This is a genomic window from Brevundimonas sp. (assembly GCF_044336875.1).
Classification (GTDB): Bacteria; Pseudomonadota; Alphaproteobacteria; order Caulobacterales; family Caulobacteraceae; genus Brevundimonas.
Genome location: NZ_JBIIOP010000003.1, coordinates 299,847 through 325,782 on the forward strand (window position 1 = coordinate 299,847; position 25,936 = coordinate 325,782).

At 66.7% G+C, this 25,936-nt stretch carries 33 protein-coding genes; 24 read left to right on the forward strand and 9 right to left on the reverse strand.

The window, feature by feature from the left end; translation table 11 throughout:
- The first annotated feature begins 12 nt into the window (after nt 1-12).
- Genes pyrE through ACIQ1T_RS06765 form a run of 7 tightly spaced genes read left to right on the forward strand, consistent with a single transcriptional unit; the run spans nt 13 to nt 5,585 of the window.
- Entirely contained in the window at nt 13-597 is a 585-nt protein-coding gene (pyrE, locus tag ACIQ1T_RS06735) for an orotate phosphoribosyltransferase (RefSeq protein WP_395943746.1), read from the forward strand.
- A gap of 1 nt (nt 598) precedes the next feature.
- Entirely contained in the window at nt 599-1,342 is a 744-nt protein-coding gene (locus ACIQ1T_RS06740; RefSeq protein ID WP_395943747.1) for a pyridoxine 5'-phosphate synthase, read from the forward strand.
- Nucleotides 1,339-1,740, forward strand: a complete 402-nt coding sequence (gene acpS, locus ACIQ1T_RS06745) for a holo-ACP synthase (RefSeq protein WP_395943748.1) — start codon at nt 1,339-1,341, stop codon at nt 1,738-1,740. The genes ACIQ1T_RS06740 and acpS overlap by 4 nt, the downstream gene beginning before the upstream one ends.
- A gap of 58 nt (nt 1,741-1,798) precedes the next feature.
- A complete protein-coding gene (gene lepB, locus ACIQ1T_RS06750; RefSeq protein ID WP_395943749.1) occupies nt 1,799-2,680 on the forward strand; it encodes a signal peptidase I in 882 nt (293 codons plus the stop codon).
- Nucleotides 2,680-3,390, forward strand: a complete 711-nt coding sequence (rnc, locus tag ACIQ1T_RS06755; protein WP_395943750.1) for a ribonuclease III — start codon at nt 2,680-2,682, stop codon at nt 3,388-3,390. The genes lepB and rnc overlap by 1 nt, the downstream gene beginning before the upstream one ends.
- Nucleotides 3,387-4,334, forward strand: a complete 948-nt coding sequence (gene era / locus ACIQ1T_RS06760) for a GTPase Era (protein WP_395943751.1) — start codon at nt 3,387-3,389, stop codon at nt 4,332-4,334. Before rnc ends, era begins: the two co-directional genes overlap by 4 nt.
- Before the next feature lie 6 nt (nt 4,335-4,340).
- Nucleotides 4,341-5,585 carry a serine hydrolase domain-containing protein gene (locus ACIQ1T_RS06765; RefSeq protein WP_395943752.1) on the forward strand — a complete coding sequence of 415 codons (1,245 nt, stop codon included), beginning with the start codon at nt 4,341-4,343 and terminating at the stop codon, nt 5,583-5,585.
- Nucleotides 5,586-5,593: 8 nt separating this feature from the next.
- On the opposite strand, the gene ACIQ1T_RS06770 is transcribed toward ACIQ1T_RS06765, so the two are convergent.
- Nucleotides 5,594-7,105: an acetyl-CoA hydrolase/transferase family protein gene (locus ACIQ1T_RS06770; RefSeq protein ID WP_395943753.1), complete on the reverse strand. Its 1,512-nt coding sequence runs from the start codon at nt 7,103-7,105 to the stop codon at nt 5,594-5,596.
- Nucleotides 7,106-7,282: 177 nt separating this feature from the next.
- On the opposite strand from ACIQ1T_RS06770, the gene ACIQ1T_RS06775 reads away from it, so the two are divergent.
- The 3 genes from ACIQ1T_RS06775 to recO are packed head-to-tail and all read left to right on the forward strand — an operon-like array spanning nt 7,283 to nt 9,159.
- A complete protein-coding gene (locus ACIQ1T_RS06775; RefSeq protein WP_395943754.1) occupies nt 7,283-7,900 on the forward strand; it encodes a flavodoxin family protein in 618 nt (205 codons plus the stop codon).
- Nucleotides 7,901-7,909: 9 nt separating this feature from the next.
- Nucleotides 7,910-8,428, forward strand: coding sequence for a nuclear transport factor 2 family protein (locus ACIQ1T_RS06780; protein ID WP_395943756.1), 519 nt, complete (start codon nt 7,910-7,912; stop codon nt 8,426-8,428).
- The gene (gene recO, locus ACIQ1T_RS06785) at nt 8,428-9,159 is read left to right on the forward strand and encodes a DNA repair protein RecO (protein ID WP_395943757.1); all 732 of its coding nucleotides are present in this window, start codon (nt 8,428-8,430) and stop codon (nt 9,157-9,159) included. The genes ACIQ1T_RS06780 and recO overlap by 1 nt, the downstream gene beginning before the upstream one ends.
- A gap of 10 nt (nt 9,160-9,169) precedes the next feature.
- On the opposite strand, the gene ACIQ1T_RS06790 is transcribed toward recO, so the two are convergent.
- The gene (locus ACIQ1T_RS06790; RefSeq protein WP_395943758.1) at nt 9,170-9,652 is read right to left on the reverse strand and encodes a hypothetical protein; all 483 of its coding nucleotides are present in this window, start codon (nt 9,650-9,652) and stop codon (nt 9,170-9,172) included.
- A gap of 392 nt (nt 9,653-10,044) precedes the next feature.
- Here ACIQ1T_RS06790 and ACIQ1T_RS06795 point away from each other — a divergent pair, with 392 nt between their 5' ends.
- From ACIQ1T_RS06795 to ACIQ1T_RS06850, 12 genes are all read left to right on the forward strand, one after another.
- Entirely contained in the window at nt 10,045-10,383 is a 339-nt protein-coding gene (locus ACIQ1T_RS06795) for a RebB family R body protein (protein ID WP_395943760.1), read from the forward strand.
- Nucleotides 10,384-10,439: 56 nt separating this feature from the next.
- Nucleotides 10,440-10,763, forward strand: a complete 324-nt coding sequence (locus tag ACIQ1T_RS06800) for a RebB family R body protein (RefSeq protein ID WP_395943761.1) — start codon at nt 10,440-10,442, stop codon at nt 10,761-10,763.
- A gap of 105 nt (nt 10,764-10,868) precedes the next feature.
- Nucleotides 10,869-11,234 (forward strand): RebB family R body protein, encoded by a 366-nt coding sequence (locus ACIQ1T_RS06805; protein WP_395943763.1) that lies wholly within the window; start codon nt 10,869-10,871, stop codon nt 11,232-11,234.
- Entirely contained in the window at nt 11,231-11,554 is a 324-nt protein-coding gene (locus ACIQ1T_RS06810) for a hypothetical protein (RefSeq protein ID WP_395943764.1), read from the forward strand. The genes ACIQ1T_RS06805 and ACIQ1T_RS06810 overlap by 4 nt, the downstream gene beginning before the upstream one ends.
- A 21-nt stretch (nt 11,555-11,575) precedes the next feature.
- Nucleotides 11,576-11,803 (forward strand): RebB family R body protein, encoded by a 228-nt coding sequence (locus tag ACIQ1T_RS06815; RefSeq protein ID WP_395943766.1) that lies wholly within the window; start codon nt 11,576-11,578, stop codon nt 11,801-11,803.
- Nucleotides 11,804-11,806: 3 nt separating this feature from the next.
- The gene (locus ACIQ1T_RS06820) at nt 11,807-12,142 is read left to right on the forward strand and encodes a RebB family R body protein (RefSeq protein WP_395943767.1); all 336 of its coding nucleotides are present in this window, start codon (nt 11,807-11,809) and stop codon (nt 12,140-12,142) included.
- An 18-nt stretch (nt 12,143-12,160) separates the two neighbouring features.
- Nucleotides 12,161-12,388 (forward strand): RebB family R body protein, encoded by a 228-nt coding sequence (locus tag ACIQ1T_RS06825; protein WP_395943768.1) that lies wholly within the window; start codon nt 12,161-12,163, stop codon nt 12,386-12,388.
- A gap of 32 nt (nt 12,389-12,420) precedes the next feature.
- Nucleotides 12,421-12,804, forward strand: coding sequence for a hypothetical protein (locus ACIQ1T_RS06830; RefSeq protein ID WP_395943769.1), 384 nt, complete (start codon nt 12,421-12,423; stop codon nt 12,802-12,804).
- A gap of 22 nt (nt 12,805-12,826) precedes the next feature.
- On the forward strand, nt 12,827-13,177 hold the full coding sequence (locus tag ACIQ1T_RS06835; RefSeq protein ID WP_395943770.1) for a hypothetical protein: 351 nt from the start codon (nt 12,827-12,829) through the stop codon (nt 13,175-13,177).
- A 16-nt stretch (nt 13,178-13,193) separates the two neighbouring features.
- Nucleotides 13,194-13,457 (forward strand): hypothetical protein, encoded by a 264-nt coding sequence (locus ACIQ1T_RS06840; RefSeq protein ID WP_395943771.1) that lies wholly within the window; start codon nt 13,194-13,196, stop codon nt 13,455-13,457.
- Nucleotides 13,454-13,783: a hypothetical protein gene (locus ACIQ1T_RS06845; protein WP_395943772.1), complete on the forward strand. Its 330-nt coding sequence runs from the start codon at nt 13,454-13,456 to the stop codon at nt 13,781-13,783. The genes ACIQ1T_RS06840 and ACIQ1T_RS06845 overlap by 4 nt, the downstream gene beginning before the upstream one ends.
- Nucleotides 13,784-14,256: 473 nt before the next feature.
- Complete coding sequence (locus ACIQ1T_RS06850; protein WP_395943773.1) at nt 14,257-14,739, forward strand: RNA polymerase sigma factor; 483 nt, start codon at nt 14,257-14,259, stop codon at nt 14,737-14,739.
- Here the strand turns inward: ACIQ1T_RS06850 and ACIQ1T_RS06855 are convergent.
- Nucleotides 14,736-16,466, reverse strand: coding sequence for a cytochrome c biogenesis protein DipZ (locus ACIQ1T_RS06855; RefSeq protein ID WP_395943774.1), 1,731 nt, complete (start codon nt 16,464-16,466; stop codon nt 14,736-14,738). The genes ACIQ1T_RS06850 and ACIQ1T_RS06855 overlap by 4 nt on opposite strands.
- A 148-nt stretch (nt 16,467-16,614) precedes the next feature.
- Here ACIQ1T_RS06855 and parC point away from each other — a divergent pair, with 148 nt between their 5' ends.
- The gene (gene parC / locus ACIQ1T_RS06860) at nt 16,615-18,816 is read left to right on the forward strand and encodes a DNA topoisomerase IV subunit A (RefSeq protein ID WP_395943775.1); all 2,202 of its coding nucleotides are present in this window, start codon (nt 16,615-16,617) and stop codon (nt 18,814-18,816) included.
- On the opposite strand, the gene ACIQ1T_RS06865 is transcribed toward parC, so the two are convergent.
- From ACIQ1T_RS06865 to ACIQ1T_RS06880, 4 genes are all read right to left on the reverse strand, one after another.
- Nucleotides 18,813-19,970 carry a P1 family peptidase gene (locus ACIQ1T_RS06865; protein WP_395943776.1) on the reverse strand — a complete coding sequence of 386 codons (1,158 nt, stop codon included), beginning with the start codon at nt 19,968-19,970 and terminating at the stop codon, nt 18,813-18,815. The genes parC and ACIQ1T_RS06865 overlap by 4 nt on opposite strands.
- A gap of 115 nt (nt 19,971-20,085) precedes the next feature.
- Nucleotides 20,086-20,328 (reverse strand): hypothetical protein, encoded by a 243-nt coding sequence (locus ACIQ1T_RS06870; RefSeq protein WP_395943777.1) that lies wholly within the window; start codon nt 20,326-20,328, stop codon nt 20,086-20,088.
- A 93-nt stretch (nt 20,329-20,421) separates the two neighbouring features.
- A complete protein-coding gene (locus ACIQ1T_RS06875; protein ID WP_395943778.1) occupies nt 20,422-21,168 on the reverse strand; it encodes an arginyltransferase in 747 nt (248 codons plus the stop codon).
- 114 nt (nt 21,169-21,282) lie between these two features.
- A complete protein-coding gene (locus ACIQ1T_RS06880; RefSeq protein ID WP_395943779.1) occupies nt 21,283-22,182 on the reverse strand; it encodes a flagellar motor protein MotB in 900 nt (299 codons plus the stop codon).
- A gap of 116 nt (nt 22,183-22,298) precedes the next feature.
- Here ACIQ1T_RS06880 and ACIQ1T_RS06885 point away from each other — a divergent pair, with 116 nt between their 5' ends.
- Nucleotides 22,299-23,159, forward strand: a complete 861-nt coding sequence (locus ACIQ1T_RS06885) for an NAD(P)-dependent oxidoreductase (RefSeq protein WP_395943780.1) — start codon at nt 22,299-22,301, stop codon at nt 23,157-23,159.
- Between the two features lie 6 nt (nt 23,160-23,165).
- On the opposite strand, the gene ACIQ1T_RS06890 is transcribed toward ACIQ1T_RS06885, so the two are convergent.
- Together ACIQ1T_RS06890 and ACIQ1T_RS06895 are read right to left on the reverse strand one after the other, a co-directional pair.
- Nucleotides 23,166-23,693, reverse strand: a complete 528-nt coding sequence (locus tag ACIQ1T_RS06890; protein ID WP_395943809.1) for a GNAT family N-acetyltransferase — start codon at nt 23,691-23,693, stop codon at nt 23,166-23,168.
- Nucleotides 23,660-25,882 carry a S9 family peptidase gene (locus ACIQ1T_RS06895; RefSeq protein WP_395943781.1) on the reverse strand — a complete coding sequence of 741 codons (2,223 nt, stop codon included), beginning with the start codon at nt 25,880-25,882 and terminating at the stop codon, nt 23,660-23,662. Before ACIQ1T_RS06895 ends, ACIQ1T_RS06890 begins: the two co-directional genes overlap by 34 nt.
- Nucleotides 25,883-25,936: the final 54 nt, after the last annotated feature.

Below are 25,936 nucleotides of genomic sequence, written 5' to 3' on the forward strand. Positions count from 1 at the left end.
AAGACGCCGACCATGAACACCGAAGACGTCCTCAACGAATTCCGCGACGCCGGCGCCCTGCGCGAAGGCCATTTCGTCCTGTCCTCCGGCCTGCACAGCCCGGTCTTCCTGCAGAAGAACCTGGTCTTCATGGACGGCGCCCGCTGCGAACGCCTGTGCAAGGCCCTGGCCGAGAAGATCGTCGCCACGGTGGGGCCGGTCGACGCGGCCATTTCGCCGGCCGTGGGCGGCATCATTCCGGGTTACGAGACCGCCAAACATCTGAAGGTCCGTTCGATGTACGTCGAGCGCGAGGGCGGCGAATTCAAGCTGCGTCGCGGCTTCTCGGTCGAGCCGGGCGAGAAGATCGTCATGGTCGAGGACATCGTCACCACGGGCCTGAGCTCGCGCGAATGTATCGCCGCCATCCAGGCGGCAGGGGGCGAGGTGATCGCGGCCGCCTGTATCGTCGACCGTTCGGGCGGCAAGGTCGATGTCGGCGTGCCCCTGATCGCCCTGGCCTCGCTGGAAGTGCCGGCCTATGCAGCCGACGCCCTGCCGCCGGAACTGGCGGCCCTGCCGGTCGAGGATCCGGGCAGCCGCCGACTGTCCAAGTAGGATGAAGCGTCAACCGGTCAGGCTGGGGGTCAATATCGACCACGTCGCCACCGTGCGGAACGCGCGCGGCGGGACGCATCCCGATCCGGCCCGGGCGGCTGAGGCGGCGCTGTCGGCCGGCGCTGACGGCATCACCGCCCACCTGCGCGAAGATCGCCGCCACATCACCGATGCGGACATCGACGTGCTTAGCGCCCTGTGCGCCCGCGCCGGCAAGCCGTTGAACTTCGAGATGGCGGTGACGGAGGAGATGCTGGCCATCGCTTTGCGCCACCGGCCGCACGCCGCCTGTCTGGTGCCCGAACGGCGCGAGGAGGTAACGACGGAAGGCGGTCTGGCGGTCGCCGGTCACGAGGCACGGATCGCGCCCGTGGTGAAGGCCCTGTCGGACGCCGGAATCCGCGTCTCCCTGTTCATCGAGCCGGCCGAGGCCCAGGTCGAGGCCGCCGCCGCCGTGGGCGCGCAGGTGGTGGAGTTCCACACCGGCCGCTATTGCCACCTGAGCGATCCGGGCGAGCGCGAGGTCGAGTTCGAACGGCTGGCCGCCGCCGCCGCCCAGGCCGACATTCTGGGGCTGGAGGTCCATGCCGGGCACGGCCTGGATTACGATACGGCGCCGCGAATGCTGGCGATCCTGGAGATCCGCGAGCTGAACATCGGCCATTTCCTGATCGGCGAATCGATCTTCGTCGGCCTGGACGCCGCCATCCGGCGGATGCGCGCGGCGATGGACGCGACGAAATGATCGTCGGCGTCGGCGCGGACCTGTCGGACATCCGACGCATCCAGGCGTCGCTGGACCGGTTCGGCGACCGGTTCAAGACCCGCTGCTTCACCGAACTGGAGCGCACCCGGTCGGACCGCAAGCCGGATCCGGCCTGGAGCTACGCCAAGCGGTTCGCCGCCAAGGAGGCCTGCGCCAAGGCGCTGGGCACGGGGATGCGAGCCGACGTCTATTGGCGCGACATGGGGGTGGTGAACCTGCGTTCGGGGCAGCCGACGATGGCCCTGACCGGCCATGCCGCCGAGCACCTGGCGCGACTGACGCCTGCTGGCCATGAAGCGAAGATCCACCTGACGTTGAGCGACGAACACCCGTACGCGCTCGCCTTCGTGGTGATCGAAGCCTTGCCGCTGTCGTAATCGCGTTATACCCGTCACCGGACGACCGCGCAGACGCGGCAAGGGATGCCTGAATCGCATGAGCGAAGACCACAAGCCGCACGACGCCGACGCGGCCAAAGACACCAAGATCGACGCCACGCCGGAGGAAGTCTTCGCCGCATCGGAGGCCGATGCGCCTGTCGGGTCCATGACGGCCCGCAGGTCCGGCAAGGCCAAGCCCGAGCCGACGGCCGGCGGCGAGACGATGGAGATCGTCAAGACGATCTTCTTCGCTCTGCTGATCGCCATGGTGCTGCGGATCTTCCTGTTCCAGCCCTTCACCATCCCGTCGGCCTCGATGGAGCCCAACCTGTACGAGGGCGACTATATCGTCGTGTCCAAATGGTCCTACGGCTTCTCGAAACACTCGATCCCGTTCAGCCCGCCGCTGTTCGACGGACGGATCATGGGTTCGGCGCCGAAGAGGGGCGACATCGTCGTGTTCAAACTGCCGCGCGACGACAAGACGGACTTCATCAAACGGGTCATCGGCCTGCCGGGCGACCGCATCCAGATGATCGCCAACAAGCTGTATATCAACGACAAGCCGGTTCAGGACGTGGTGGTCAGCGAGCAGGAGATCAATGACATCTTCGGCCCGCGTCCGGTGACGGAGGTCCGCGAGACCCTGCCGGAAGGCAAGAGCTTCATGACCCAGGACTTCGGTCCCGGAAATGATCTGGACGACACCGACGTCTATGAGGTGCCGGTTGGGCATTACTTCATGATGGGCGATAATCGCGACAACTCGATCGACAGCCGCGTCGAACAGTCCAGCGGCGTGGGCATGGTCCCTGCCGAGAACCTGGTCGGCAAGGCGCAGATCATCCTGTTCTCGTGGAAGCCCGGATCGTCGCTGTGGAATCCTGTCAGCTGGTTCAACGTGCGGCTGAATCGCTTCTTTAAACCTCTGCATTGATGGCCAATCTTCGGGCCGAGGCGGTCGCGGCGCTGGAACGGCGCATCGGCCATCCCTTCAGGGACAAGGCGCTGCTGGAGCGCGCCCTGACCCACGCCAGCGTGGGCGAGGGCGCGCCCGTGGGCGCCCACGGACCGCGCGACAACGAGCGACTGGAGTTCCTGGGCGACCGGGTGCTTGGCCTTCTGGTGGCCGATCGGTTGTCTCGGGAGTTTCCCACGGCCGATGAGGGGCAACTGTCGTCCAGCCTGCACGCCCTGGTCGACAAGACCGCCTGCGCCCGTGTGGGCGAGGCCCTGGGGGTCGGTCCCGCGCTGCGGCTATCGCCTGGCGAAACCAAGACCGGCGGGCGTCGCAAGGCCGGGGTCATCGCCGATGCGGTCGAGGCCATATTGGCGGCCGTCTATCTGGACGGCGGGCTGGAGGCGGCGCGGGTCTTCTTCGAAAGCGCCTGGGCGACCGAGCTGGCGGCCCCGCCGTCGCGGACCGTGACCAACCCCAAGTCGGCCCTGCAGGAGTGGGCCCAGGGGCAGGGACGGCCGCTGCCGACCTATCGCGTGGCGGATCGTACGGGTTCGGACCATGCACCGACTTTCACCGTCGAGGTTTCGGTTCAGGGCGTGGAGCCCTTGACCGCACAGGGGCGTTCGCGTCAGGAGGCGGAGAAGGCGGCCGCGACGGCCCTCCTGAAACGTGAAGGCGTGATTTGACCGATTTCGAAAACCAGCGGGCGGGCTTTGCCGCCATCATTGGCGCGCCGAACGCCGGCAAGTCGACGCTGGTCAACCGGCTGACCGGATCCAAGGTCTCGATCGTCACCCAGAAGGTGCAGACGACGCGCTTCCCCGTGCGGGGCATCGCCATGGACGGCGACGCCCAGATCGTTCTGGTGGACACGCCCGGCATCTTCACTCCGCGCCGCCGCCTGGACCGCGCCATGGTGGCCTCGGCCTGGGGCGGTGCGCAGGACGCGGACATCGTGGTCCACCTGATCGACGCCCAATCGCACATCAATTCGGAAGGCCGCGAAGGCACGGCGGCGGATCGCCGCTCGGCCGAGGACACCGAGACCATCATCGCCAATCTGCAGTCCACCGGGACCAAGGTGGTGCTGGCGCTGAACAAGATCGACGGCATGCGCCGCGACACCCTGCTGGCCCTGTCTCAGAAGCTGTTCGAGAGCGGCGTCTATGAGGAGGTCTATATGATCTCCGCCGCCAACGGCGACGGGGTCGAGGATTTGAAGCAGCGTCTGGCCCGGTCCATGCCCAAGGGGCCGTGGCTCTATCCGGAGGACCAGGCCGCCGATGTGCCGGTGCGGGTCCTCGCGGCCGAGATTACGCGGGAGAAGGTCTATCTGCGCGTCCACGAGGAACTGCCCTATTCGGCGGCTGTGGAGACCACCAGCTTCGAGGATCGCGCCGACGGCTCGGCGCGGATCGAGCAGACCATCTATGTCGAGCGCGAGAGCCAGCGGCCCATCGTCCTGGGCAAGGGCGGCCAGACCCTGAAATGGATCGGCCAGAAGGCGCGCGAGGAGCTGAACGAGATCCTGGGGCGTCAGGTCCACCTGTTCCTGACGGTCAAGGTCGACTCGAAGTGGCAGGATTCGCGGGCGCTCTACGCCCAGTTCGGTCTCGATTTCGACGTCTAAGTTCCCGTGTTCGAAGTGCCGCGTACCGCCGGGTCTCATCCCCGGCTCGTTCTGGGCGTTCTGGGAGCGCTGATCCTCGGTGGCGCGGTCTGGGCCGGGATCGCCACGGTCAGCAAGCCCAAGGCCGACGCCGTTCTGGCGGAGATGCGGCCCGATGCGCCGCCCCGTCCGCCTCTGGTCGTGGTTCAGGACCTGCCGCAACTGGCGGCGCGGCTGGACCGCGAGGTCGCCGCCGGTCGGTTCATGGGGGCCGTGCTGGTGGCCAAGGGCGATCATGTCCTGTTCCGTCAGGTCTATGGCAAGGCTAACTACGAACGGGATCAACCGCTGGCGCTGAATTCACGTTTCCGCCTGGCCTCGATCTCGAAACAGTTCACGGCGACGGCCATCCTGCGTTTGCAGGACGAGGGAAAACTGAACGTCTCGGATCCGGTCTGCAAATGGATCCAGCCCTGTCCCAAGGCCTGGGAGCCGGTGCGGATCAGCCATCTGCTGTCGCACACCTCGGGCATCCCCGACCTGATGGCGCGGCCCGGCTGGGGCATGCGGCGCACGACCCACGCGACCCTGGCCGAGCTGACCGAGGATTCGAAGCGGTTCGGCCTGCAGTTCCAGCCTGGGACCAAGGTCCGCTACGACAACGCCGGCTTCAACCTGGCGGCGGCCATCGTCGAAAAAGCCAGCGGGCGGGCGTACGAGACCTATATGCGCGAGACCTTCTTTGAGCCGCTGGGCATGAAGGACAGCGGCCTGGATCTGGACGGCGGCGATCACCGGGTGATCATGGGTTACGCCAACTTCCCCGGCGGACTGGCGGCCCAGCCGAACGCCAACACCTCGATCGTCGCCGGGGCGGGGGCCGTTTACTCGACGCTGGACGACCTGCTGGTCTGGCAAAGGGCGCTACATCGGGGCGAGTTGCTGAAGCCGGTCTCCTATCAGCAGATGCTGGCCGACCATGCGCCGGAGGATACGCCGAAGGAACGGGGACATCCGCGCCGTGACTGGGGCTACGGCATCTTCTCGAACCGATTGGGCGATCAGGTGCGGCCCAGTTTCCAGGATCGCCAGATCTATCACACCGGCAGCTGGGGCGGATTCCGCAACCTGATGCTCTATCAGCCTGACCAGGATGTGACCGTGATCGTCCTGTCCAACAACTATCATCTGCGCGATCAGGTCTTCTTGATCACGCAACAGGCCATGGCCGAGGCGCTGGGACGGGAATTTCCCACGACACTGGCCCGCTAGGCCCCCCGTCAGGAGGGCAGCATGGAGCCCGTGTCGATGAACCTCTGGTGCCAGGACAGCGCCTCGTTCAGCAGGTGCGGCGATTGCAGGCCGTACGATCCCTTCAGCGCGCGATCGTAATAGTCGGTCAGACCGTCGCGATAGGCGGGGTGGGCGCAGTTGGCGATGATCAGGCGCGCGCGCTGTTTCGGCGACAGGCCGCGCAGGTCGGCCAGCCCCTGTTCTGTGACGATGACCTGAACGTCCTGGGTGATGTGGTCGACGTGGCTGGCCATAGGGACGATGGCCGAGATCGCGCCGCCCTTGGCCGTTGATGGGGTGACGAAGCAGGAGATGAAGGCGTTGCGCGAAAAGTCGCCCGAGCCGCCGATGCCGTTCTGGATGCGCGACCCCATGACCTGGGTGGAGTTGACGTTGCCGTAGATGTCAGCCTCGATCAGACCGTTCATGGCGATGCACCCGAGGCGACGGATCAGCTCGGGGTGGTTCGAAATCTCCTGCGGCCGCAGAATGATCTTGCCGCGAAACTGCTCCATCCGGCCGTTCAGGTCGGCGGCGGCCTCGGGACTGAGCGAGAAGGCGGTGGCAGAGGCCACGGTCAGCTTGCCGGCGTCCAGCAGGTCCAGCATCCCGTCCTGAATGACCTCGGTATAGGCCGCCATCCGTTCGAATGGGCTGTCCATCAAACCAGCCAGCACGGCGTTGGCGACATTGCCGACGCCGGATTGCAGCGGCAGCAGGGCGGCAGGCAGACGGCCGACCCTCACCTCATGCTTGAGGAATTCGATCAGGTGGCCGGCGATGGCGCGGGCGGTGGCGTCCGGCGCGGCGAAGGGCAGGTTGCGGTCCGGGGCCTCGGTCTCGACGATGGCGACGATCTTGTCCGGATCGCAGCGGAAGGTCGGTTGTCCGATCAACTGGTCCGCCTTGGTCAGCGGAATTGGCACCCGGTTCGGCGGCAGGGCTGTGCCGTAATAGATGTCGTGCATCCCCTCCAGCGCCGGGTTCTGCCAGGCGTTGACCTCCAGGATGACGCGCTCGGCCCGGTCCAGCCAAGTCTTGTTGTTGCCGATGGAGGAGGAGGGGACCAGGGTTCCGTCGGCGTTGATGGCTGAGACCTCGACCACGGCCGTGTCCAGCGGCCCCAGTACGCCCTGCCAGACGACCGGCGCCAACTGGCTGAGGTGCATGTCCAGATAGTCCATCTGGCCCGAATTGATCTTCTCGCGGGCGATGGGATCGGAGTTGTAGGGCAGGCGGCGTTCGATGCCGTCGGCCTTGGCCAGGGCGCCGTCCAGTTCCGGCCCCGTCGAGGCTCCGGTCCAGACGTTCAGCCGGAAGGATTCTCCGGCGTCATGGGCGGCCTCGATCCGTTCGGCCAGGGCCGGCGGCACCAGCTTGGGATAGCCCGAGCCGGTGAAGCCGCTCATGCCCACGGTCGAACCGGCGGGAATCAGGGCGGCGGCGTCCTGGGCGGACATCACCTTGGAACGCAGGGACTGGCTGCGGATACGCGACATGGGCTCTTCAAGGTTGCGGTCGGGGAGGACCTGGGCGTCACGGTGCTAGGCGGCGCGGTAGTCGCGATCCATTCGACCTTGGTCGAGGCCGGAGCGCGCATCCATGATCCTGGTCAAACCTTCCGGGAACGGGGCGCGGCGCGGGCGGTTAGCGATGGACAGAGAAAAGGACCGCCGATGAAAGCCCTCATCCTGAACTGCACCCTAAAGCCGTCGCCCGAGACCTCCAGCACCGAGGCCCTGGCGCGGGTGGTGATCGACGAGCTGGAGAGGGGCGGGGGCGAGACCGAGATCGTCCGGCTGGTCGATCTGAACCTCAAGCCCGGGGTGAAGACCGACCAGGGCGACGGCGACGACTGGCCGGCGGTCCATGCGAAGATCATGGCGGCCAATATCGTCGTCTTCGCCACCCCCACCTGGATGGGCCAGATGTCGAGCGTCTGCATGAGGGCGCTGGAGCGGATGGACGCCCTGTTCGAGGAGACGGACGACAGCGGGCGGCCCGTGTCGTTCGGCAAGGTCGCCGGCATCGTCATCACCGGCAACGAGGACGGCGCCCACCATATCGTCGCCACCGTGTCCCAGGCCCTGATCGACATGGGCTTCACCATCCCCGCCCAGAGCTGGACCTACTGGCACCTGGGTCCGGGCCCAGGGCCGGACTATGTGGAGACGGATCAGGGGCATGCCTATTCCGACCGGGTCGGTCGCAATGCGGCGCGCAACCTGCTGGCCCTGGCCAGGGTGCTGAAACCCGACACCTACCCCGTTCCCGAAAGTGCGGAACAGGAGTAGAACGACGGCATGATCGCCGTCCTGCTCGCCGCCCTGGCCCTCCAGACCTCCGCGCCCTCGTCTTGGGCCGGGCCCGCGCCCGCGGACGACCGGGCCGGGGTCGTCGCTGAACCGGCGGCGCGGGCGGCGGCTGCCACGCTGGACCGGATGCATGCGGCGGCGTCGCAGGCGGACGGCGCCGCCTATTTCGACCAGTTCGCGCCGGGCGCCCGCTTCATCGGCACCGATGCGTCCGAACACTGGGATCTGGCGCAGTTTCGCGCCTATGCCGATCCCATCTTCGCCCAAGGCAAGGGCTGGACCTATCATCCGCGCGACCGGAGTCTGAGCGTATCGGGCGATATCGCCTGGTTCGACGAGAAGCTGGATCACGACGCCTATGGCGAACTGCGCGGATCGGGGGTGCTGCGCCGTTACGGCCCCGGCGAGACCTGGAAGATCGAGCAATATGTCCTGAGCTTCGCGGTGCCTAACGACCGGGCAGACGCCGTGGTGGACCTGATCCGCGATCCCGCCGAAGCCCCCTGATGGATTTTTATGAAGAGGCCTTTGTCCTCTCGGCGCGCGCCCATGGGGACACCGGCGCCGTGGTGGACCTGCTGACCGAGACGCACGGACGGCGAGCGGCCTATGTGGCGGGCGGGGCGTCGCGCAAGATGAAACCCTTCTTGCAGCCGGGGGCGCGGGTCGTCGCCGACTACCGGGCGCGGACCTCGGATCATCTGGGCGGGGCGCGGCTGGAGCCGGTGGGCGAGGGGCCCAGCGCCCTGTTCGACGACGCCCTGGCCCTGACCGGACTGGCGGCGGCGGCCGGGGTGGCCCAGGGCGCCCTGCCGGAGCGGGAGCCGCATCCGGGGGTCTTCCTGGCCTTCGAGGCGCTGATGGCGGCCTTCGCCCTGCCGGAGGTGTGGCCGGCCATCTTCGTGCGGTTCGAGGCAGGGCTGCTGGAGGATCTGGGGTTCGGTCTGGACCTGTCGAGATGCGCCGCGACGGGGACGGCCGACGACTTGATCTATGTCAGCCCCCGCACCGGCCGGGCCGTCAGCCGCGACGCCGGCGCCCCCTATGCCGACAAGATGCTGAGCCTGCCGCCCTTCATGCTGGGCGCGCAGGCGGGGCTGGTCGAGGGCGACGTTAAGGCCGGTTTCTCGCTGACCGGGCATTTCCTGGAGCAGTTCGTCTTTCACCCGCAGAACAAGCCGTTGCCGGCGGCGCGGGTCTGGATGCTGGACAAGCTGGCCGAGGCCGGACGGCTTTAGGCTCCTCCGCCTAGAAGATCATCGACAGGATTCCGACCTCACGCCTCGGCGTATAGGCGAGGTCATAGCCGGGAACCGAAACGACGGCGTTATCCGTGTCCCGAGGGAAGAAGATCCCGAGGGAGATCTTGTTCGCGGCGTTCAGGTCGAGCGACATCTGGCCGCGCAGTTTCCAGTGATCATACTCCAGCCGCCGGAGGAAGCCGTCCCAGTCACGGCGGTTCTCGCACGTCAACTCCACAACGATCTCGTCGGACGGCGCGTTCTCGATGGGATTGTTCAGCAAGAAGTCGGCGCGCCCGCCGTCTGGATAGACACGGGCGTCGCGGTCGATCCAGGCATGGGGAACGACCTCGCGAATATGGGCGGCGATCTCGATCTGGGCCCAGACCTCCCACTGGTCGGCGGCGCGCCCTACGGACTGGATGCGATCCGCATTGCCAGCCGCCCATCGGGCGATGATCGTGATGAAGTCGTTGATCGTCAGGTTCATTTGTTCGTCGTCCTGCGTACGGGCCGTCGCGCGCGACGGGTGTGGATGAGGAGAAGGGTGCGGGGGCCGCTCACGCGCGGCCAGAGCCGCGAGGGTGAGAACCAGCGGCACGAAAGATCGCGACATCTGTGAATGCTCCCGCTCGGATACGGGCGTGAAGGAGACCATGTCCGGCGCCCGTCGACGTCCCAAAGCAAGGCGTCGCCCTGCACGACACCAGGCGGAAGACGCGTCAGCCGGCCTTTTGTGAACGCCGTGCCTTGTCGAGATGAAATCGATCCCGGGCGGTTCACGGATCGCGGCTTCCCGCGTCATGTCGGTGGAGGCCGTCTTCAGCGGGGCCGGGCGACCTCCTTCCAGCGGGCCTCGATCCAGCGGACAGGAGACAATTCATGGCTATTCCGACACCGGTGAACGGTCAGATCACCGACGCCGTCACCCAGGCCAACGTGAAGGTTCTGGGCGACGCCCCGGCGATGGCGATGGGGGCGATCTATCAGTCGCTCGCCCATTCGACGGGCATTCTCTACGAGAACGCCGCCTCGTCGCAGCAGCAGCTGGCGATCGCCGCCCAGGCCGCGACCAATCAGGGCGTGATCCAGATCTACAGCGTCGACACCATGGCCGGCGCGGTCGCCACCTCGAAGATCGCCCAGTCCGACGTGCCGGACAACATGATGGCGCTGCTGACCGCGCTGCGCGCCGTCGGCCCTGCCGCAGCCGTTACCTGACCCTGGCCCATCACATCACCAGCCCGATCCAACACATAACCAGAAGGACTTGAGACATGGCGCTTCCGACTCCCGTCAACGGCATGATCACCGACGCCGTCACCCAGGCCAACGTGAAGGTTCTGGGCGACGCCCCGGCCATGGCCATGGGGGCGATCTATCAGTCGCTCGCTCACTCGACCGGCATTCTCTACGAAAACGCCGCCTCGTCGCAGCAACAATTGGCGATCGCCGGCCAGGCCGCGACCAATCAGGGCGTAATCCAGATCTACAGCGTGGATACGATGGCCGGCGCCGTCGCGGCGAGCAAGATCAGCCAGTCCGACAGTCCCGACAATCTGATGTCCCTGCTGACTGCGCTGCGTGCGACGCAGGGGTGAGGTCGGGCGACGTTCTGGCGGCGCGCATCTGCGCCCCAGGTCGAGGACGAGTGACTGCCGCGGCGGGAGGCTGGCGCCCGCCGCGCCAAACCCAGGAGAACCATCGTGGCCGAGGCGAGCAAGAAGGAAGAGGCGGCGGACGCCTGTGCGCCTGACCGCGGCGATTTCGACGACATTCTGAAATTGATCATGGAGCTGAGCCGTAATCCGGCGACGGCGCCAATGGCGGAATCCGTGGCCAGCACCTTGTTGGCCGTGGTGGGTTCGGGGCCGAGCTTTGCGGCCATGCAGAGCCTGGTCGCCGCCAACCAGGCCAGCGGCGCGATGTATTTCAACGCCGTCGCCAATCAGCAGGCCACCAACATCCTGGGCATGGTCGCGACGATGAATTGCGTTCAGGCGCTGATGGACAAGCCGTCGGTCATTCCTTGGCCGGACGTCGCCCCTCGTCACGAGGAGCCGTTCGAATGACCGAGGAAGAAAAGATCGCGAGGCAAAGGGCGCGTGCCGCCCATGCGGCGGCCGATCTGTATCTTTGCGCCGGAGCTGGGGTCTGCAATGCGAGCCTGATCACCCTGCTGGCGTCTGCGGATGCGTTCGCCGCCCGATTGCAGGCCTCGACATTTCACTCAGCGGAGCTGTCGACCTTGCAGCTTCGGCAACTGGCGGTGAGCCTGGCCGACCTGCAACCGGCGCCGAAGAGTCGGGCCCGCGACGTCGGGGTCAGCGCGGTGTCGCGCATGGAACGCGAGACGTTCTCGCCCGTCCACGGCGCGCCCGTCGTCACCTGAACCTGGAGAGGAGATTTCGTCATGACCGACGCCGTCAATGCGCAGATCACCGACGCCGTCACACAGACCAACGTCAAGGTGCTGGGCGAGGGGCCGGCCGAGGCCGTGGCCGTATCCGTCCAGGCCGTGGCCCACGCCACCAGCCTGTCGGTCGAAAACGCCAGCCAGACCCAGGGCGGCATGCAGCAGATCAATAATGCCGCAGTCGGAGCCCTGATCGCCAAGATCCTCGAAATCCCGGTTCCCTGAGCCATGGCCTATCCGACCCCGGTCAACAGCCAGATCACCGACGCGGTGACGCAGCAGAACCTGATGGTTCTGGGCTCCGCCTCGACGATCGCCATGGGGTCGATCTACCAGAGCGCCGCCCATTCCACGGCGATCGTGTTTCAGAACGCCGTTCAGGCCCAGCGTCAGGCCTCGATCTGCGCCCAGGCCGCGACCAACCAGGGGGTGATGCAGGTCTACGAGATGGGCGGGATGGCCTCGGCCGTGGCGACTACACGCATCGCAGCGCGGCCGCCGGCGCGCGACCCCGTCGAATCCGCCCTGGTCCTGCTCGTCGCCCTCAAATTGTTGAACCTCTAGATCGTCAGGACGTGAGCCATGACCGACACCGTCAATCTGCAGGTCACCGATGCGGTCACCCAGACCAACGTCAAGGTGCTGGGCGAGGCCCCCGCCCAGTCGATGGCCCTGGTCTATCAAAGCATGGCGCATTCGATTTCGCTGGCCATGCAGAACGCGCAGCAGGCCCAGGGGGGGCTGCAGCAGATCGGCAACGCCGTCACCTCCAGCGCCGTCACCATGATCATGAACGCGGCGCAGAAATAGCGCCTTCCCTCTAAAACGAAAGCCGTCGCACCGTGTCCCAAACGACCGTCAATCCGCAGATCAAAGACGCCGTGGAATCCTCGACAAATTGGGCGATGGGTTTCGCCAAGCTGGAGGACGGCACATCCCTGGATGTCGTGCGGGTCTCGGCCGGCGCGGCCATCGCCTACGACAAGGCGACCCAGGCGGCGGCCCTGGCGGCCCAGGACGCGGCCGACTACCAGCGCAACATGCTGTCGATCAGCACGACGGTCCAAGGCAAGGCCATGGCCATGATGCTGGCGTCCAGCGGCATGAGCGAGCCGGCTCTGATCGCCTATGCCATGGCGCTGGTCAGTTCGCTGGCCGCGCCGATCGCGGCGGGCATGGCGGCGGAGTCCGTCGCCAAGGTTCTTCCCGAATTCCCCAGACACTGAACCGAGCAGCAAGGAGCATCCAATGACCAGGTTGACCGTATCGAGGGCGAGCGACGCCGAGGCCGTCGTTCAGGAGGCGCAGGCGCTCGAATGGGAGACGCAGCGCGAGACCGAACAATGGAGAGAGACTGCAGGCGACCGACCGTCCGACGAGCGTTTCGAGGAGGTCCAGGAACGCTACTGGGCCCTTCGAGAGGCAGCCGCCGCCGTGGTCGACATCCTGTATGAATTGCAGGGGCCGTCGCTGGGCGGACCTTACTCGGCTTGGGCGACTGACCAGCTGGAGACGGCGCGGAACCTGCTGGCCGATATCAAGAAGGGAGAGCTGGTCGAGAAGACGTCGCTGGTTCCGATCTCTTCGACCAAGAAGTGATCGGGAGCGGCACGTCATGACCGAGGATGTTTCCTGGGGGCCTGGCGGCGCGCCGCCCGATCCGACGCCGCCGGCCAAGGATCCCATCGTGCTGGCGGCTCAGAAGATGGTGGTCCAGGTGTTCGAGACCATGGCGGCCCAGTTGCCGGAACTGCTCAAGGCCCAGGCCTCGCCGGGGACGCAAATCCCGGAGTTCACCGAGGCCATGTTCGCCCAGTTGACCGTTCAACTGAACCGCGCGCTGGGGACGTCGCCGACGGACAGCGGAGAAGGGAAATGAGCAGCGAACACACCACGCGCAGCCAGCACCTGTACGACTCTATCGCAGAGCAGAAACATGCGGTCGTCGATAGTTTCGCCGACCAGCGCGAGGTGCTGAAGCGCGCCGTGGCCGAGCAGCGGCTGGCGGCCATGCCGGAGGACATGCGGCGCACGGCCATGGGAGCGTCGGCCCACGTCAGCGCGGAGATCGTCGAGGCCTTACAGAAGATCATCGCCCGTGAGGTGACGCGCCAGCTGGATCTGGCCCTCTGCGCCATGATCGAACAGAGCGCACGTGCACATTCGACCGATGGGGGCAGCGGCGGCGCGGCCATTCAAAAGTAGCTGATTTTATTTACCGTTGTGCGCGGTCTCGGCTTCACAAAATCCAGATATACCCGTCTGGGTTGTATAGCGAGGTGTATCTGAACCTTCGGCACATTGGCTCCTTTCCCTGACCGGAGGACGCCGCCGCCGGATCCCCCGCTGGTTCTGTCGAACTATGCGGGAGGGACGGACGCCTCGTCGAGGTTCGGGCTCCCCGCCGCGATCGAGGGGGAGTGAGATCCATGAATGTCGTCCGGTTGTTCCCGGATCACGGCGCCGGGGAAGGGGATGCGGGGCACGTGCCGCCCATCAGGGCGCAAGGCGCGGTCCGGGCGTTTCGCGCCCCGCCGCATTCGCCTTCTCCGGCCGAAATCCTGTCCCGTGTCGGCGGTCGGCCGGCGGGTTCGGGCCGTCGAGCGCCGACTCCCGCGGAGATTATCGCCAGGTCCCTGGAGCGGCCACAAACCCTCGAACGGTTCTGGGGCATCTGGATGGCGCATCAAGGCGCGCTGCAGCGACGCAGTCTGCGTCTGTCAGGGGGAAATCGGGCGGATGCGGAGGATGCGCTGAGCGCCGCCATGGTCCGCGCGGCCCAGGCTTTCGACCGCCAGCCCGTGCAGAACCCTGGGGCCTGGCTGGTACGGATTCTTCACAACGCCTGCATGGACCAGCATCGCCAGAACGCCAATCGCATCCCGATCGAGACCGCCGACGCCGACCTGCCGTCACCGTCGGCGGCAGCCTGGGTCAAGGCGGCGCCGTCGCCGGAGGAGGCCCTGTCGCAGCAGGAGAGCGACGCCGCATGGGGCAGGGCGCTGAGCGCCTTGCCGGAGGCCCTGGTCGAGCCGCTGCGGCTGCATCTGGACGATTGGGGCGACGACCGGATCGCCGCCCATCTGAACATCAGCCGCGAACTGGTTCGCAAACGGCGGCAACTGGCCAGGAACCGGCTTCGGCTGTTGCTGGACCTCTAGCCGAAGGTGAAGGCGAAGACCTGGGCGCCGGGATCCAGGAATTCGATCTCGAACGTGCGTTCCCGCACCGGTCCTGACTGGCGCACCAGCTGGTACAGGCGCTGCCGGTCGATCCGACCCATGCCCTGGGCGTCGATGTCCGTTCCTGCGTCGACGCCGGGCGCCTGACCGTCGATCAGGACGCGGAAACGCGGCAAAGCGCCGTTGGCCCTCGGACCCATGACCAGATGAAGGTCGCGGGCCTTGAAGCGGAACGAGACCCGGCCGCCGGCCGTCGCCAGTTCGGCGTGTTCGCGGGTCACGCGCCAGCGACCGACCAGGCTCCAGTCGTTGAGGGTTAGGGGACTGGCGACATAGGCCTTGACCGTGTCCCGGGCGAAGCCGCCGGGTGAGCGGAAATTCTCGGCGCGCGCATAGCCGACATAGGTCTCGGGCGAGGCGACCTGGTTCATGTCGGCGGCCGCCTCGGCCCCCTGGGCCTGGATCTGCACCACGCCGTCGGCGACGTGGGCGGCCCCCGCCTCCTTCAGCAGTTGCTGGATGACGCGTTCAGAGCCCTCGTAGTCGCCCTCGCCGAAATGGTGGTGACGGATCCGGCCCTTGGCGTCGATAAAGTAGTGGGCCGGCCAGTACTGGTTCTTGAAGGCGCGCCAGACAGCGAAATCGTTGTCCATGGCGACGGGATAGTCGACGCCCAGTCGGCGCACGGCGTCGCGGACATTGGCCTCGGACTTCTCGAAGGCGAACTCGGGCGTGTGGACGCCGATCACCACCAGGCCCTGGTCCTTGTACTTTTCGGCCCAGGCGCGGACATACGGGATGGAACGCAGGCAGTTGATGCAGGAATAGGTCCAGAAGTCGACCACCACGACCTTGCCGCGCAGCTGTTCCGGCGTCAGGGGCGGGGAGTTGATCCAGGTCGTTGCCCCGGTGAAGGCCGGCAGCTGGCCCTCGACCGGAAGGTTGGCCAGGTCGGTCGGGGCCTGGTTCATCGGCGCACCGCGGCCGATGGTGGTCAGCAGGGCCTGTTCCAGCCGGCCGGTGCTGCCGGCGGAAATCCGGGTCAACAGGCCGGTGTCGACGCCAAGGCCGATGGCGACCACGCCGATCAACACCAGGGCGCCCAGGCCGCGTCGCAGCCATTCGCCGGCGCCGAGCGCGCCCTTCATCGCCTTGAACACCCTGCCGCCGACGACCAGGGCCAGGGCCAGGGATGTGGCGGCGCCCAGGGCGTAGGCCAGCAGAAGCACCGTGGTGCCGACACCCGCGCCCTGAAGCGCCGCGCCGGTCAGGATCACGCCCAGGATCGGTCCGGCGCAGGGCGCCCACAACAGGCCGGTGGCGACGCCCAGCAGCAGGGAGGCGCGGACGTCGCCCTGGTCGCCCGATTGGCGCTCGGCCCTTTCTGTCAGCCAGGAGCCCAGGACCACGAAAGGCCGCATCAGCCGGTCGCCCAGGCGGGGGATCAGCAGGCTGAGCCCCAAAACCGCCATGACCGCCAGGGCGATCCAGCGCCCGACCTCGTTGGCGCGCACGGCCCACCCGCCGCCCAGGGCCGCCAGTGTGGCCACCCCGGCGAATGTGACGGCCATGCCGACCAGAAGGGGCAGGCCGTTGCGGAGGAAGGGCCGGTCGGCGCGGGCGAAGACGAAGGGCAGGACCGGCAGGATGCAGGGACTGACGATGGTCAGGGCGCCGGCGAGATAGGAGAGCAGGAACAGGATCATGGAAGGCGGGCCTGACGTGAGCGGGTCATTCTCATACGAAGGATGGGGGCGTTCGGTTACCTTTCGGCGCGCTTCTCCCACAGATAGGCGCCCTGTCGGGCGTAGGACGGGCTAGACTTCCGGCTTCCGATCCCCGATTCGCTGGCCCATGACGATCCACGCTCCGCCGCCGGAAGGCGGCCGTATCATCGACGAGCCGATGGAGACGGCGCTCAGCCGTCGCTATCTGGCCTACGCCCTGTCGACCATCACCAATCGCGCCCTTCCTGATGTGCGCGACGGGTTCAAGCCCGTGCACCGGCGCATCCTGTACGCCATGCACCAGATGCGGCTGAACCCGCAGGCGGCGGCGCGCAAATGCGCCAAGGTCGTCGGCGAGGTCATGGGCGGCTATCACCCGCACGGCGACGCCTCGATCTACGAGGCCCTGGTGCGTCTGGCCCAGGACTTCGCCCAGCGGTATCCGCTGGTCGACGGACAGGGCAATTTCGGCAATATCGACGGCGATAGCGCCGCCGCCATGCGCTACACCGAATGCAAGCTGACCCCGGCCGCCGTCCTGCTTCTGGACGGGATCGACCAGGACTCGGTCGATTTCCGGGCCACCTACGACGATCAGGACGAGGAGCCGGTCGTCCTGCCGGCCGGCTTCCCCAATCTGCTGGCCAACGGCTCGTCCGGCATCGCCGTGGGCATGGCGACCTCGATACCGCCGCACAATGTCGGCGAACTGATCGACGCCTGCCAGATGCTGCTGGAGCGGCCCGACACGACGACGGCCGAACTGGTGCAACTGGTGCCCGGCCCGGACTTCCCGACCGGCGGCGTCGCCGTCGAAGGCCACGCCTCGATCCTGGACGCCTACGAGACGGGCCGGGGCGGGGTGCGACTGCGGGCGCGCTGGGAGACCGAGGACCTGGGGCGCGGCGTGTGGCGGATCATCGTCACCGAGATGCCCTATCAGGTGCAGAAATCGCGTCTGATCGAGGCGCTGGCGGATCTGATCGAGCACAAGAAGGCGCCCCTGCTGGGCGACGTGCGTGACGAGTCGGCCGAGGACATCCGCCTGATCCTGGAGCCCAAGAACCGCACCATCGAGCCCGAGATGCTGATGGAGAGCCTGTTCAAACTGTCCGATCTGGAGGTCCGCTTTCCGATCAACATGAATGTGCTGGACGCCACCGGCACGCCGCGCGTCATGGGGCTGAAGGAGTGCCTGCGGGCCTTCCTGGATCACCGGCGCGAGGTGCTGAACCGACGCTCGGAATGGCGGATCGCCCGGGTGGAGAAGCGGCTGCACCTGCTGGAAGGCCTGCGTATCGTCTTCCTCAATATCGACGAGGTGATCCGCATCGTCCGCGAGGAGGAACAGCCCAAGGCCGTCCTGATCGCGCGCTTCGGTCTGACCGAGGTCCAGGCCGACTTCATTCTCGACACCCGACTGCGCCAGTTGGCGCGTCTGGAAGAGATGACGATCGAGAAGGAGTTCAAGGACCTGTCGGAAGAGCTGGCCAATCTGAAGGCGCTGACGTCGTCGGAAGGCAAGCAGTGGAAAGCGATCTCCAAGGAGCTGGAGGCGGTGCGCAAGGCGCTGATCTCGCCGCGCCGGACGACCATCGCCGAAGCCGTGGACACCTCGGCCTTCGTCGCGCCCGAAGCCTTCATCCCGCGCGAGGCCATTACGGTCATCCTGTCGGAACGCGGCTGGATCCGCGCCGCCAAGGGCAAGGTCGAGGATCCGTCGGAACTGAAGTTCAAGGAAGGCGACCAGCTGGCCTATCTGGTCCCGGCCTTCACCACCGACAAGCTGCTGGTGGCGGCGTCGGACGGGCGGATCTTCACCATCGGGGCGGACAAGCTGGCGTCCGGGCGCGGGCACGGCGAGCCGCTGCGCCTGATGATCGATCTGGACGAGAAGGCCGAGATCATCAATGTGCTGGCGCATCAGCCGGGCGGGAAACTGCTGATCGCGTCCAAGGCGGGGTACGGCTTTGTCGCCCCTGAGGACGACACCCTGGCTCAGAAGCGCGGCGGCAAACAGGTGCTGAACGGCGAGATGCTGGCCGTGCTGCGCGTGACCGGCGACCACATCGCCACTATCGGCGAGAACATCAAGACGCTGATCTTCCCCCTGGCCGAACTGCCCGAGATGGGCCGCGGCAAGGGGGTGAGGCTGCAGAACTTCAAACAGGGCGGCCTGGCCGATGTGACCGTGTTCAACGCCGAGACGGGGCCGGAATGGGCCGACGGCGGCGGACGTCGCCGCAACTGGCCCGACTGGAAGGACTGGCTGGGCAAGCGCGCCGGCGCCGGTCGCCAGGGACCGCGCGGCCTGCGCAAGTTCCGCTAGGGCGCGGCCGCCAATAGACGGCGCACCGCCTCCATGTCCAACGCCTCGACGGTCACCGGCTCGCCGATCGCCGTCGAGGTGGTGGTGGTCGCCTTCAGCAGCGAGTTGATTATGGCCTCCTCGGTCGCCTCGGCGACGGCGACGAACAAGGGCGACATCCGGTCGTTGGGCCAGTCGATGACGGTCGCCGCGCCGGACCGACGCTCGGGCGTGCGGCGCACGCTCTCGGCGGTCGAGAAGGCGATGGCGTAGTCGCCCGATCCGTTGGAGAAGGCGGCGCCCGTGCGAGCCAGGCCGGCGAAGGCGCGGTCGGCCAGGCGTTCCAGATTGCGATCAGACAAGGGGGCGTCGGTGGCCACCACGATCATGATCGAGCCGTCGGCCCGTTCCTTCTCCAGTTCGTCGCGCAGATAATAGCGGCCCAGCAGCACGCCGATCGGGACGCCGTCTATGGTCAGGGCGCCGCCGAAGTTCGACTGGACCAGGACCCCGACAGTGAAGCCGCCCAGACCTTCGGGCAGACGACGCGAACTGGTGCCGATCCCGCCCTTGAATCCGAAGGCTATGGTGCCGGTCCCGGCGCCCACCGCGCCTTCTTCGACCGGGCCGGAACGGGCGTCGCGGATGGCCTGCAGAACATGGGCGGCGCGGACATGGCGGCCGCGAATGTCGTTCAGCCCGCCGTCGTTGGTCTCGCCGACCACTGCGTTGACCGAACGGACCTGTTCGTTGCCCGGCTGGGCCAGGGTCCAGTCCAGCACGCCCTCGATGCCTTGAGCCACGGACAGGGTGTTGGTCAGGACGACGGGGCTCTCGATCTCGCCCAATGCGCGGATCTGGGTCACGCCGGCCAGCTTGCCGAAGCCGTTGGCGACCGAGACGGCGGCCGGAACCTTGTCCTGAAACAGATTGCCGCCGTGGGGCAGGACGGCGGTGACGCCGGTGCGGATGTTGTCGCCCTCGCGCAAGGTGACCTGACCGACGCGCACACCTGCGACATCAGTGATGGCGTTCAGCGGGCCGGGCGACAGGAGGCCGATCTCGCGGCCCAGATCGCGCAGACGAGGGCGTTGTTCGGCGTTCTGGGCGGAGGCGGGAAGGGCGGAACTCATAAGGGAGAGGGCGGCGAGGACGAGAGGCAGGCGAGGCGGCACGGCGAACTCCGGAAAAGCCGCTTCACCGTTTCAGCCTGCCGGCGGCAGGTCAATCGTCCAGGACAGTTCACGGAAATGGCGACGAACCCAAGGCTCGTCGCCTGTTTCGATAGGATCAGCAGTCGAAGTAGACGTACTCGATATAGGCGCCCAGTTGGAGCGGCTCGTGATAGGTGCTGCCGTCGCAGTTCTGGCCCGATATCGCGACCAGTTGGCGCGGTTCAGCTTCCTGATTGTAATGATAGGCGACATGCCCCTGTTCCACGGGGCCACGCCCGGGCCAATTTTGCGATGACGCCACGCCGCTGCCTGCAGCGAATATCAGGGCCGTGAATGTCGCCAACTTCGAAATCTTCATTAGCCTGCTCCACATCAGCGCATAAGTGCGCCCTGTCAGACTGTGCTGAATGACTTGGATGTCAATCTGTGGTGGTGTCGCAAGCAACCGAATTTAAGCGGACTTGTCTTCCAGCCGCGTCCAGCCCAGCTTGCCGAGCACTTCCATCGGGCGGAAGTCGGCCTTGTAGTCCATCTTTTCGGAGCCCCGGACCCAGTAGCCCAGATAGACGAAGGGCAGGCCGACCTGGGCGGCCTGGCGGATGTGATCGAGAATAGCGAACCGGCCCAGGCTGCGGCGCTCCATCGTCGGATCGTAAAAGCTGTAGACCATCGACAGCCCGTCCTTGAGCAGATCGGTCAGGGTCACGGCGACCAGATCGCCGGGGCCGCCGTCGGTCGATGGCAGTCGGTATTCGATAAGATGGGTGCGGACAGCCGTGTCCTCGACCATGGCCACATAGTCGAGCCAGCCCATGTCGCTCATGCCGCCGGTCGGGTGGCGGGTGGTCAGATAGCGGCGCAGCAGATGGAACTGTTCGGTCGTGGCCTCGGCCTCGACCAGATCGCGCGACAGGTCGGCGTTGCGCGACAGGACCTTGCGCTGGGAGCGGCTGAAGGCGAACTCCGGCACAGGCAGCCGCACTGAGACACAGGCGTCGCAGGCTTCGCAGGCCGGGCGATAGGCGATGTTCTGGCTGCGACGGAAGCCGGCGACGGTCAGTTCGTCGTTGACATGGGCGCCGTCCGAGAAGGGCAGGTTGGCGAAGACCTTTCGTTCGGTCTTTCCGGGCAGATAGGGGCACGGCGCGACCGAGGTCATGAAGAAGCGGAGCTGACGGGTCGGGACGTGCTGGGTCACGGTGTCAGATCCGCACCCGATCTTGCCGATTTTGCGACGGCCGCTGGCTCATGGTTCGATTTGGCGTCATTCCGCGCCGAGCCGCAAGCATGTTCGCGTCACGGCCGAACCGGTTCACAGCGAGGTGTCCATCGGCAGGACCGGCGCTTCGCGCAAGAGGACGATGGCGATGCGGCGGTTGCCGGCCAGGGTCGGGTCGTCGGGGTACAGAGGGTCGGACCCTGCCTTGCCGGCTACCGAATAGACCCGGTCTGGGTCGACGCCGGCGCCCTGAAGCACCAGCCGCGAGCCGTTGGCGCGTTCCGACGACAGGGTCCAGTCGGCCGGGGCGCTGGCGCGGTTGGAACCTGGCGTGGCGCTGGTGTGGCCGGTGATGGAGATGCGATTGGGCAGTTGATTGATGACCTTGGCGATGGCGCGCAGCAGAACTTGAGCGCGGGCATTGGGGCGCGAGGAGTTGTTGTCGAACATCGACCGCCCTTCCTGATCGACCAACTGGATGCGCAGACCTTCCGGCGTCTGGTCGACGATCAGTTGTTTCGACAGTTCCGCCAGTTCCGGCATCGACTGCATGGCTTGGCGCAGGGATTCAGCGGCGCTGGCGAACTCGGCGGCTTCGCGCTTCTGGATTTCGGCCTGGAGAGCGGCGTCGCTGGCCGAGGAGAGGTTGGAGCTAGGGCCGGCGGCGGTGGAGTCGGGCGGCGCCTCGGGCGCCAGTTGCTCGATGACCGACTGTGAGCCAGAGCTCTTGGGGCCGTCATCGCCCAAAGCGGTGCCGCCCAGCAGGCCGCCCGAGCCGGAGGTGGTTTCGGACACGCTGGCGGGGGCGAAATATTCGGCGATGCCGCGCTTCTGTTCCGGGTCGGTCGTGTTGATCAGCCACATCAGAAGGAAGAAGGCCATCATGGCGGTCACGAAGTCAGCATAGGCCACCTTCCACGCACCGCCGTGGTGGCCGCCGCCGGAGATCTTCTTGACCTTCTTGATGAGGATCGGACGATCGCTCACGGACATGGACGCGTACCCCGGAGAACTGGTGTCCCATTGTGGCGCGGCGAGGTTAACCGCGCGTTGACCTTGAACGACACGGCGGCGCGGCCTAGTCCGACGCGAGCATCAAGGAGCCAGACATGAAGATCGCTTTCGCCGGCCTGGGCGTCATGGGCGCCCCGATGGCGCGTCATCTGGTCGAGGCGGGCCACGCGGTGACCGGCTTCAATCGTACGACGGCCAAGGCCCAGGCCTGGGCGAAGGCGACGGGGGCCGACTTCGCCCCGACCGTGACCGAGGCGGCGAAGGGCGTGGAGTTGTTCGTCCTCTGCGTCGGCAACGACGACGACGTGCGGGCGGTCGTGACCGAGGCCCTGCCGCATCTGGCCGACGGCGCAGTGATCGTCGACCACACCACGACCTCCGCCAAGGTGGCGCGCGAGATGGCGGATCTGGCCGAGGGTCAGGGACGGCGCTTCGTCGACGCGCCGGTGTCCGGCGGTCAGGCGGGGGCCGAGAACGGTCAGCTCAGCGTCATGGCCGGCGGCGACGCCGAGGCCCTGGCGCGGGCCGAGCCGGCGCTGAAATCCTATTCCAAGGCGATCAAGCACATGGGACCGGCGGGATCGGGCCAGTTAACCAAGATGGTCAACCAGATCGCCATCGCCGGCGTGGTCCAGGGGCTGGCCGAGGCGGTGCATTTCGCCCAGGTCGCCGGTCTGGACACTGACTCCGCCTTCGACGCCGTGTCCAAGGGGGCGGCCCAGAGCTGGCAGATGGACAATCGCTGGAAGACGGCGGCCAGGGGCGAGTTCGAGTTCGGCTTCGCCGTCGACTGGATGCGCAAGGATCTGGGCCTGGTGCTGGATGAGGCGCGGTCGAACGGCGCGCGCCTGGCCCTGACCGCCCTGGTCGACCAGTTCTACGCCGAGGTCCAGGCCATGGGCGGCAATCGCTGGGATACCTCCAGCCTGGCGGCGCGGTTGCAGTCGAAGGACTGATCGGGGCTAAAGTCGTCGGTACATGACGTGCAGGCCAACCAGGCCGTGCGTCGGATGATCGAAGGCCTCCGGGACCGTGGCCAGGATGTCGAAGCCCAGAGATTTCCACAGGGCGACCGCGTGGATGTTCGCCTCGACCACGGCGTTGAACTGCATGGATCGGAAGCCGGCGACGCGGGCCTGCTCCAGCGCCGCCTCGCCCAGCCGCCGCGCCACGCCGCGACCGCGCGCCGCCGGGCCGACCATGAAGCTGCCGTTGGCGACGTGGGCGCCGTTTCCCTGCTGGTTCGGGACGATCTTGGCTGCGCCCAGAACGAGGCCCTCCTCGACCGCGACCAGGGTCACGCCCGGCGCCGGCGGGGTCCACATGGCGCGGGCCGCGGCCTCGGTCATGTCGCGCGGATAGGTGTAGGTCTCGCCGGCGCGGGTGACGGTTTCGATGATCGGCCAGAGGCCCAGCCAATCATCGTCCGTCGCGGGGCGGATGTCGAAACCGGTGATCAGGCCTTCTCCCAGCCCATTTCGATGGCCCAGATGGCGAAGGCGTAGTCGTGGGCGACCTCCTTCAGATAGTCGAACCGCCCGGCGGCGCCGCCGTGCCCGGCCTCCATATTGATCTTCAGCAGCACCGGCTTGCCCGAGGTTGTCGCCGGCCGCAGCTTGGCGACCCACTTCTCAGGCTCCCAATAGGTGACGCGAGGGTCGGACAGGCCGCCGGTCGCCAGGATGGCGGGATAGGCTTTCGGCCCGACCTGATCATAGGGGCTGTAGCTCATCATATAGTCGTAGGCGGCCGGGTCCTCGATCGGATTGCCCCATTCGGGCCATTCCGGCGGGGTCAGGGGCAGGGAGACGTCGCTCATGGTGTTGATGACGTCGACGAAGGGCACCTGACCGATGACCCCGGCCCATAGGTCGGGTCGCATATTGTTGACGGCGCCCATCAGCAGCCCGCCAGCCGACCCGCCCTGGGCCACGATGTTTCCCGTCGCGGCGTAATTCCGGTCGATCAGATGTTCGGCGGCGGCGATGAAGTCGGTGAAGGTGTTTTTCTTGGTCATCTTGCGGGCGTCGAGGAACCAGCCCCATCCCTTGTCGGAGCCGCCGCGGATATGGGCGATGGCGTAGATCCAGCCGCGATCCACCAGCGACAGCCGGTTGGTCGAGAAGCTGGCCGCCATCGGATGGCCGTAGGACCCGTATCCGTAGAGCAGAAGGGGGGCGGAGCCGTCGACAGGGGTTGTCTTGCGACGCAGCACCGTGACCGGCACCAGCTGACCGTCCGAGGCCGGGGCGTTCAGCCGTTCGACCACATAGTCGGCGATGTCGTGGCCCGAGGGGATTTCCTGGGTCTTGCGCAGGGTCCGCTCGCGCGTCGCCATGTCGTAGTCGAAGGTCTGGGTCGGGGTGGACGGCGAATTATAGCTGTAGCGGGTGTTGCTCGTCTCGTATTCCGAGGCGCCCGACAGCGACAGGGCGAAGGCGGGCTCGTCCACGGCGATCTCGTGCTCGGCGCCGGCGCGGTCGCGGATAATGATCCGGGTGTTGGCGTCGGCGCGTTCCTGGCGGGCCAGATGGCCCTCGGTCAGGTCCAGCCCCTCGATGAATCGGCCGGGCGTGTGCGGCACCAGATCGGTCCAGTGGGCCCTGGCAGGAGTAGCGGTGGGGGCCTCGACGATCTTGAAGTCGATCGCGTCGTCGGCGTTGGTGCGGATCACCCAACGGTCGCCCCAGTGATCGACGTCATAGCGTACGGCGACGACGCGCGGCTCCAGCACGACCGGCGTCGCGGTCGGGGTTTCGGCCGGGATATAGAGGGCCTCGGATGTTTCCTGGTTCTGGGCGCCGATGACGATGAATTGGTCGTCGGCGGTGCGGCCGACGCCGATGAACATGCCGTCGTCCTCTTCCTCATAGACCAGGACGGTCTCGCCGCCCTTGGCCGGGCGTCGGAAGATCTTGTCGGGGCGGCCGTTGTCGTCGCGGTTGGTCCAGAAGATCCACTGGCTGTCCGGCGAGAAGGTGAAGTCGCCGGTCGCGTTGTCGATCGGATCCGGCAGGACGGCGCCGGTCGCCAGATCCTTCACATAGATCTTGTGCACCTCGGAGCCTTGCGCGTCTTCAGCATAGGCGAACAGGCTGTGGTCGGGGCTGTGAGACGCGGCCGACACTTCCGAATAGGCCTTGCCCTTCGCCAGTTCGTTGGCGTCCAGCAGCAGTTGGGGTGTGGGAGCCATGACAAAGTTCTTCGTCACCGGCTGGCCGTTCACCATCCATGTGCCCTGGCGTTCGACCCGCATATAGAGCGGATGCTGGTCGCCGGTGCGGTATTCGACGTAGTAATTCCAATCCCCGTCAGCGGCGGGAACGGAACTGTCGTCCTCCTTGATCCGACCACGCATCTCCGCGAACATCGTCTCCTGCAAGGGCAGGGTGGAGGCCATCATGGCCTCGCGATAGGCGTTCTCGGCGGTCAGGTGTTCCTTGACGTCGGCCTTGATCAGGGTGGGGTCCTTCAGCACCGCCTGCCAATTGTCGTCCTTCATCCAGTGATAGTCGTCGGTCCGCGTGCGGCCGAGCTGTTCTATGGTTACGGGAATTTTCCTGGCGACGGGGGGCTGAGGCATCGGGGCTCCGGTAGTCTGAACGGGCTTGGAGAGGGCGGGCGTGGCGGCGGCCACGGCTGTCGCAGCGGTGGAAATAATCAACTGTCGACGGTTCATTGGCTTTGCCCCCTTTTCGGATGACCGGACCTTGTGCGTGGCCTATGGGCGGCG

What these genes read in the sequence shown, in the direction of transcription:
- pyrE (WP_395943746.1), top strand. Translation starts at nt 13, where the DNA reads ATGAACACCGAAGACGTCCTCAACGAATTCCGCGACGCCGGCGCCCTG.
- ACIQ1T_RS06740 (WP_395943747.1), top strand. Translation starts at nt 599, where the DNA reads ATGAAGCGTCAACCGGTCAGGCTGGGGGTCAATATCGACCACGTCGCC.
- acpS (WP_395943748.1), top strand. Translation starts at nt 1,339, where the DNA reads ATGATCGTCGGCGTCGGCGCGGACCTGTCGGACATCCGACGCATCCAG.
- lepB (WP_395943749.1), top strand. Translation starts at nt 1,799, where the DNA reads ATGAGCGAAGACCACAAGCCGCACGACGCCGACGCGGCCAAAGACACC.
- rnc (WP_395943750.1), top strand. Translation starts at nt 2,680, where the DNA reads ATGGCCAATCTTCGGGCCGAGGCGGTCGCGGCGCTGGAACGGCGCATC.
- ACIQ1T_RS06770 (WP_395943753.1), bottom strand. Translation starts at nt 7,105, where the DNA reads ATGTCGCGTATCCGCAGCCAGTCCCTGCGTTCCAAGGTGATGTCCGCC.
- ACIQ1T_RS06775 (WP_395943754.1), top strand. Translation starts at nt 7,283, where the DNA reads ATGAAAGCCCTCATCCTGAACTGCACCCTAAAGCCGTCGCCCGAGACC.
- ACIQ1T_RS06780 (WP_395943756.1), top strand. Translation starts at nt 7,910, where the DNA reads ATGATCGCCGTCCTGCTCGCCGCCCTGGCCCTCCAGACCTCCGCGCCC.
- recO (WP_395943757.1), top strand. Translation starts at nt 8,428, where the DNA reads ATGGATTTTTATGAAGAGGCCTTTGTCCTCTCGGCGCGCGCCCATGGG.
- ACIQ1T_RS06790 (WP_395943758.1), bottom strand. Translation starts at nt 9,652, where the DNA reads ATGAACCTGACGATCAACGACTTCATCACGATCATCGCCCGATGGGCG.
- ACIQ1T_RS06795 (WP_395943760.1), top strand. Translation starts at nt 10,045, where the DNA reads ATGGCTATTCCGACACCGGTGAACGGTCAGATCACCGACGCCGTCACC.
- ACIQ1T_RS06800 (WP_395943761.1), top strand. Translation starts at nt 10,440, where the DNA reads ATGGCGCTTCCGACTCCCGTCAACGGCATGATCACCGACGCCGTCACC.
- ACIQ1T_RS06810 (WP_395943764.1), top strand. Translation starts at nt 11,231, where the DNA reads ATGACCGAGGAAGAAAAGATCGCGAGGCAAAGGGCGCGTGCCGCCCAT.
- ACIQ1T_RS06815 (WP_395943766.1), top strand. Translation starts at nt 11,576, where the DNA reads ATGACCGACGCCGTCAATGCGCAGATCACCGACGCCGTCACACAGACC.
- ACIQ1T_RS06820 (WP_395943767.1), top strand. Translation starts at nt 11,807, where the DNA reads ATGGCCTATCCGACCCCGGTCAACAGCCAGATCACCGACGCGGTGACG.
- ACIQ1T_RS06825 (WP_395943768.1), top strand. Translation starts at nt 12,161, where the DNA reads ATGACCGACACCGTCAATCTGCAGGTCACCGATGCGGTCACCCAGACC.
- ACIQ1T_RS06835 (WP_395943770.1), top strand. Translation starts at nt 12,827, where the DNA reads ATGACCAGGTTGACCGTATCGAGGGCGAGCGACGCCGAGGCCGTCGTT.
- ACIQ1T_RS06840 (WP_395943771.1), top strand. Translation starts at nt 13,194, where the DNA reads ATGACCGAGGATGTTTCCTGGGGGCCTGGCGGCGCGCCGCCCGATCCG.
- ACIQ1T_RS06845 (WP_395943772.1), top strand. Translation starts at nt 13,454, where the DNA reads ATGAGCAGCGAACACACCACGCGCAGCCAGCACCTGTACGACTCTATC.
- ACIQ1T_RS06850 (WP_395943773.1), top strand. Translation starts at nt 14,257, where the DNA reads ATGGCGCATCAAGGCGCGCTGCAGCGACGCAGTCTGCGTCTGTCAGGG.
- ACIQ1T_RS06855 (WP_395943774.1), bottom strand. Translation starts at nt 16,466, where the DNA reads ATGATCCTGTTCCTGCTCTCCTATCTCGCCGGCGCCCTGACCATCGTC.
- parC (WP_395943775.1), top strand. Translation starts at nt 16,615, where the DNA reads ATGACGATCCACGCTCCGCCGCCGGAAGGCGGCCGTATCATCGACGAG.
- ACIQ1T_RS06870 (WP_395943777.1), bottom strand. Translation starts at nt 20,328, where the DNA reads ATGAAGATTTCGAAGTTGGCGACATTCACGGCCCTGATATTCGCTGCA.
- ACIQ1T_RS06880 (WP_395943779.1), bottom strand. Translation starts at nt 22,182, where the DNA reads ATGTCCGTGAGCGATCGTCCGATCCTCATCAAGAAGGTCAAGAAGATC.
- ACIQ1T_RS06885 (WP_395943780.1), top strand. Translation starts at nt 22,299, where the DNA reads ATGAAGATCGCTTTCGCCGGCCTGGGCGTCATGGGCGCCCCGATGGCG.
- ACIQ1T_RS06895 (WP_395943781.1), bottom strand. Translation starts at nt 25,882, where the DNA reads ATGAACCGTCGACAGTTGATTATTTCCACCGCTGCGACAGCCGTGGCC.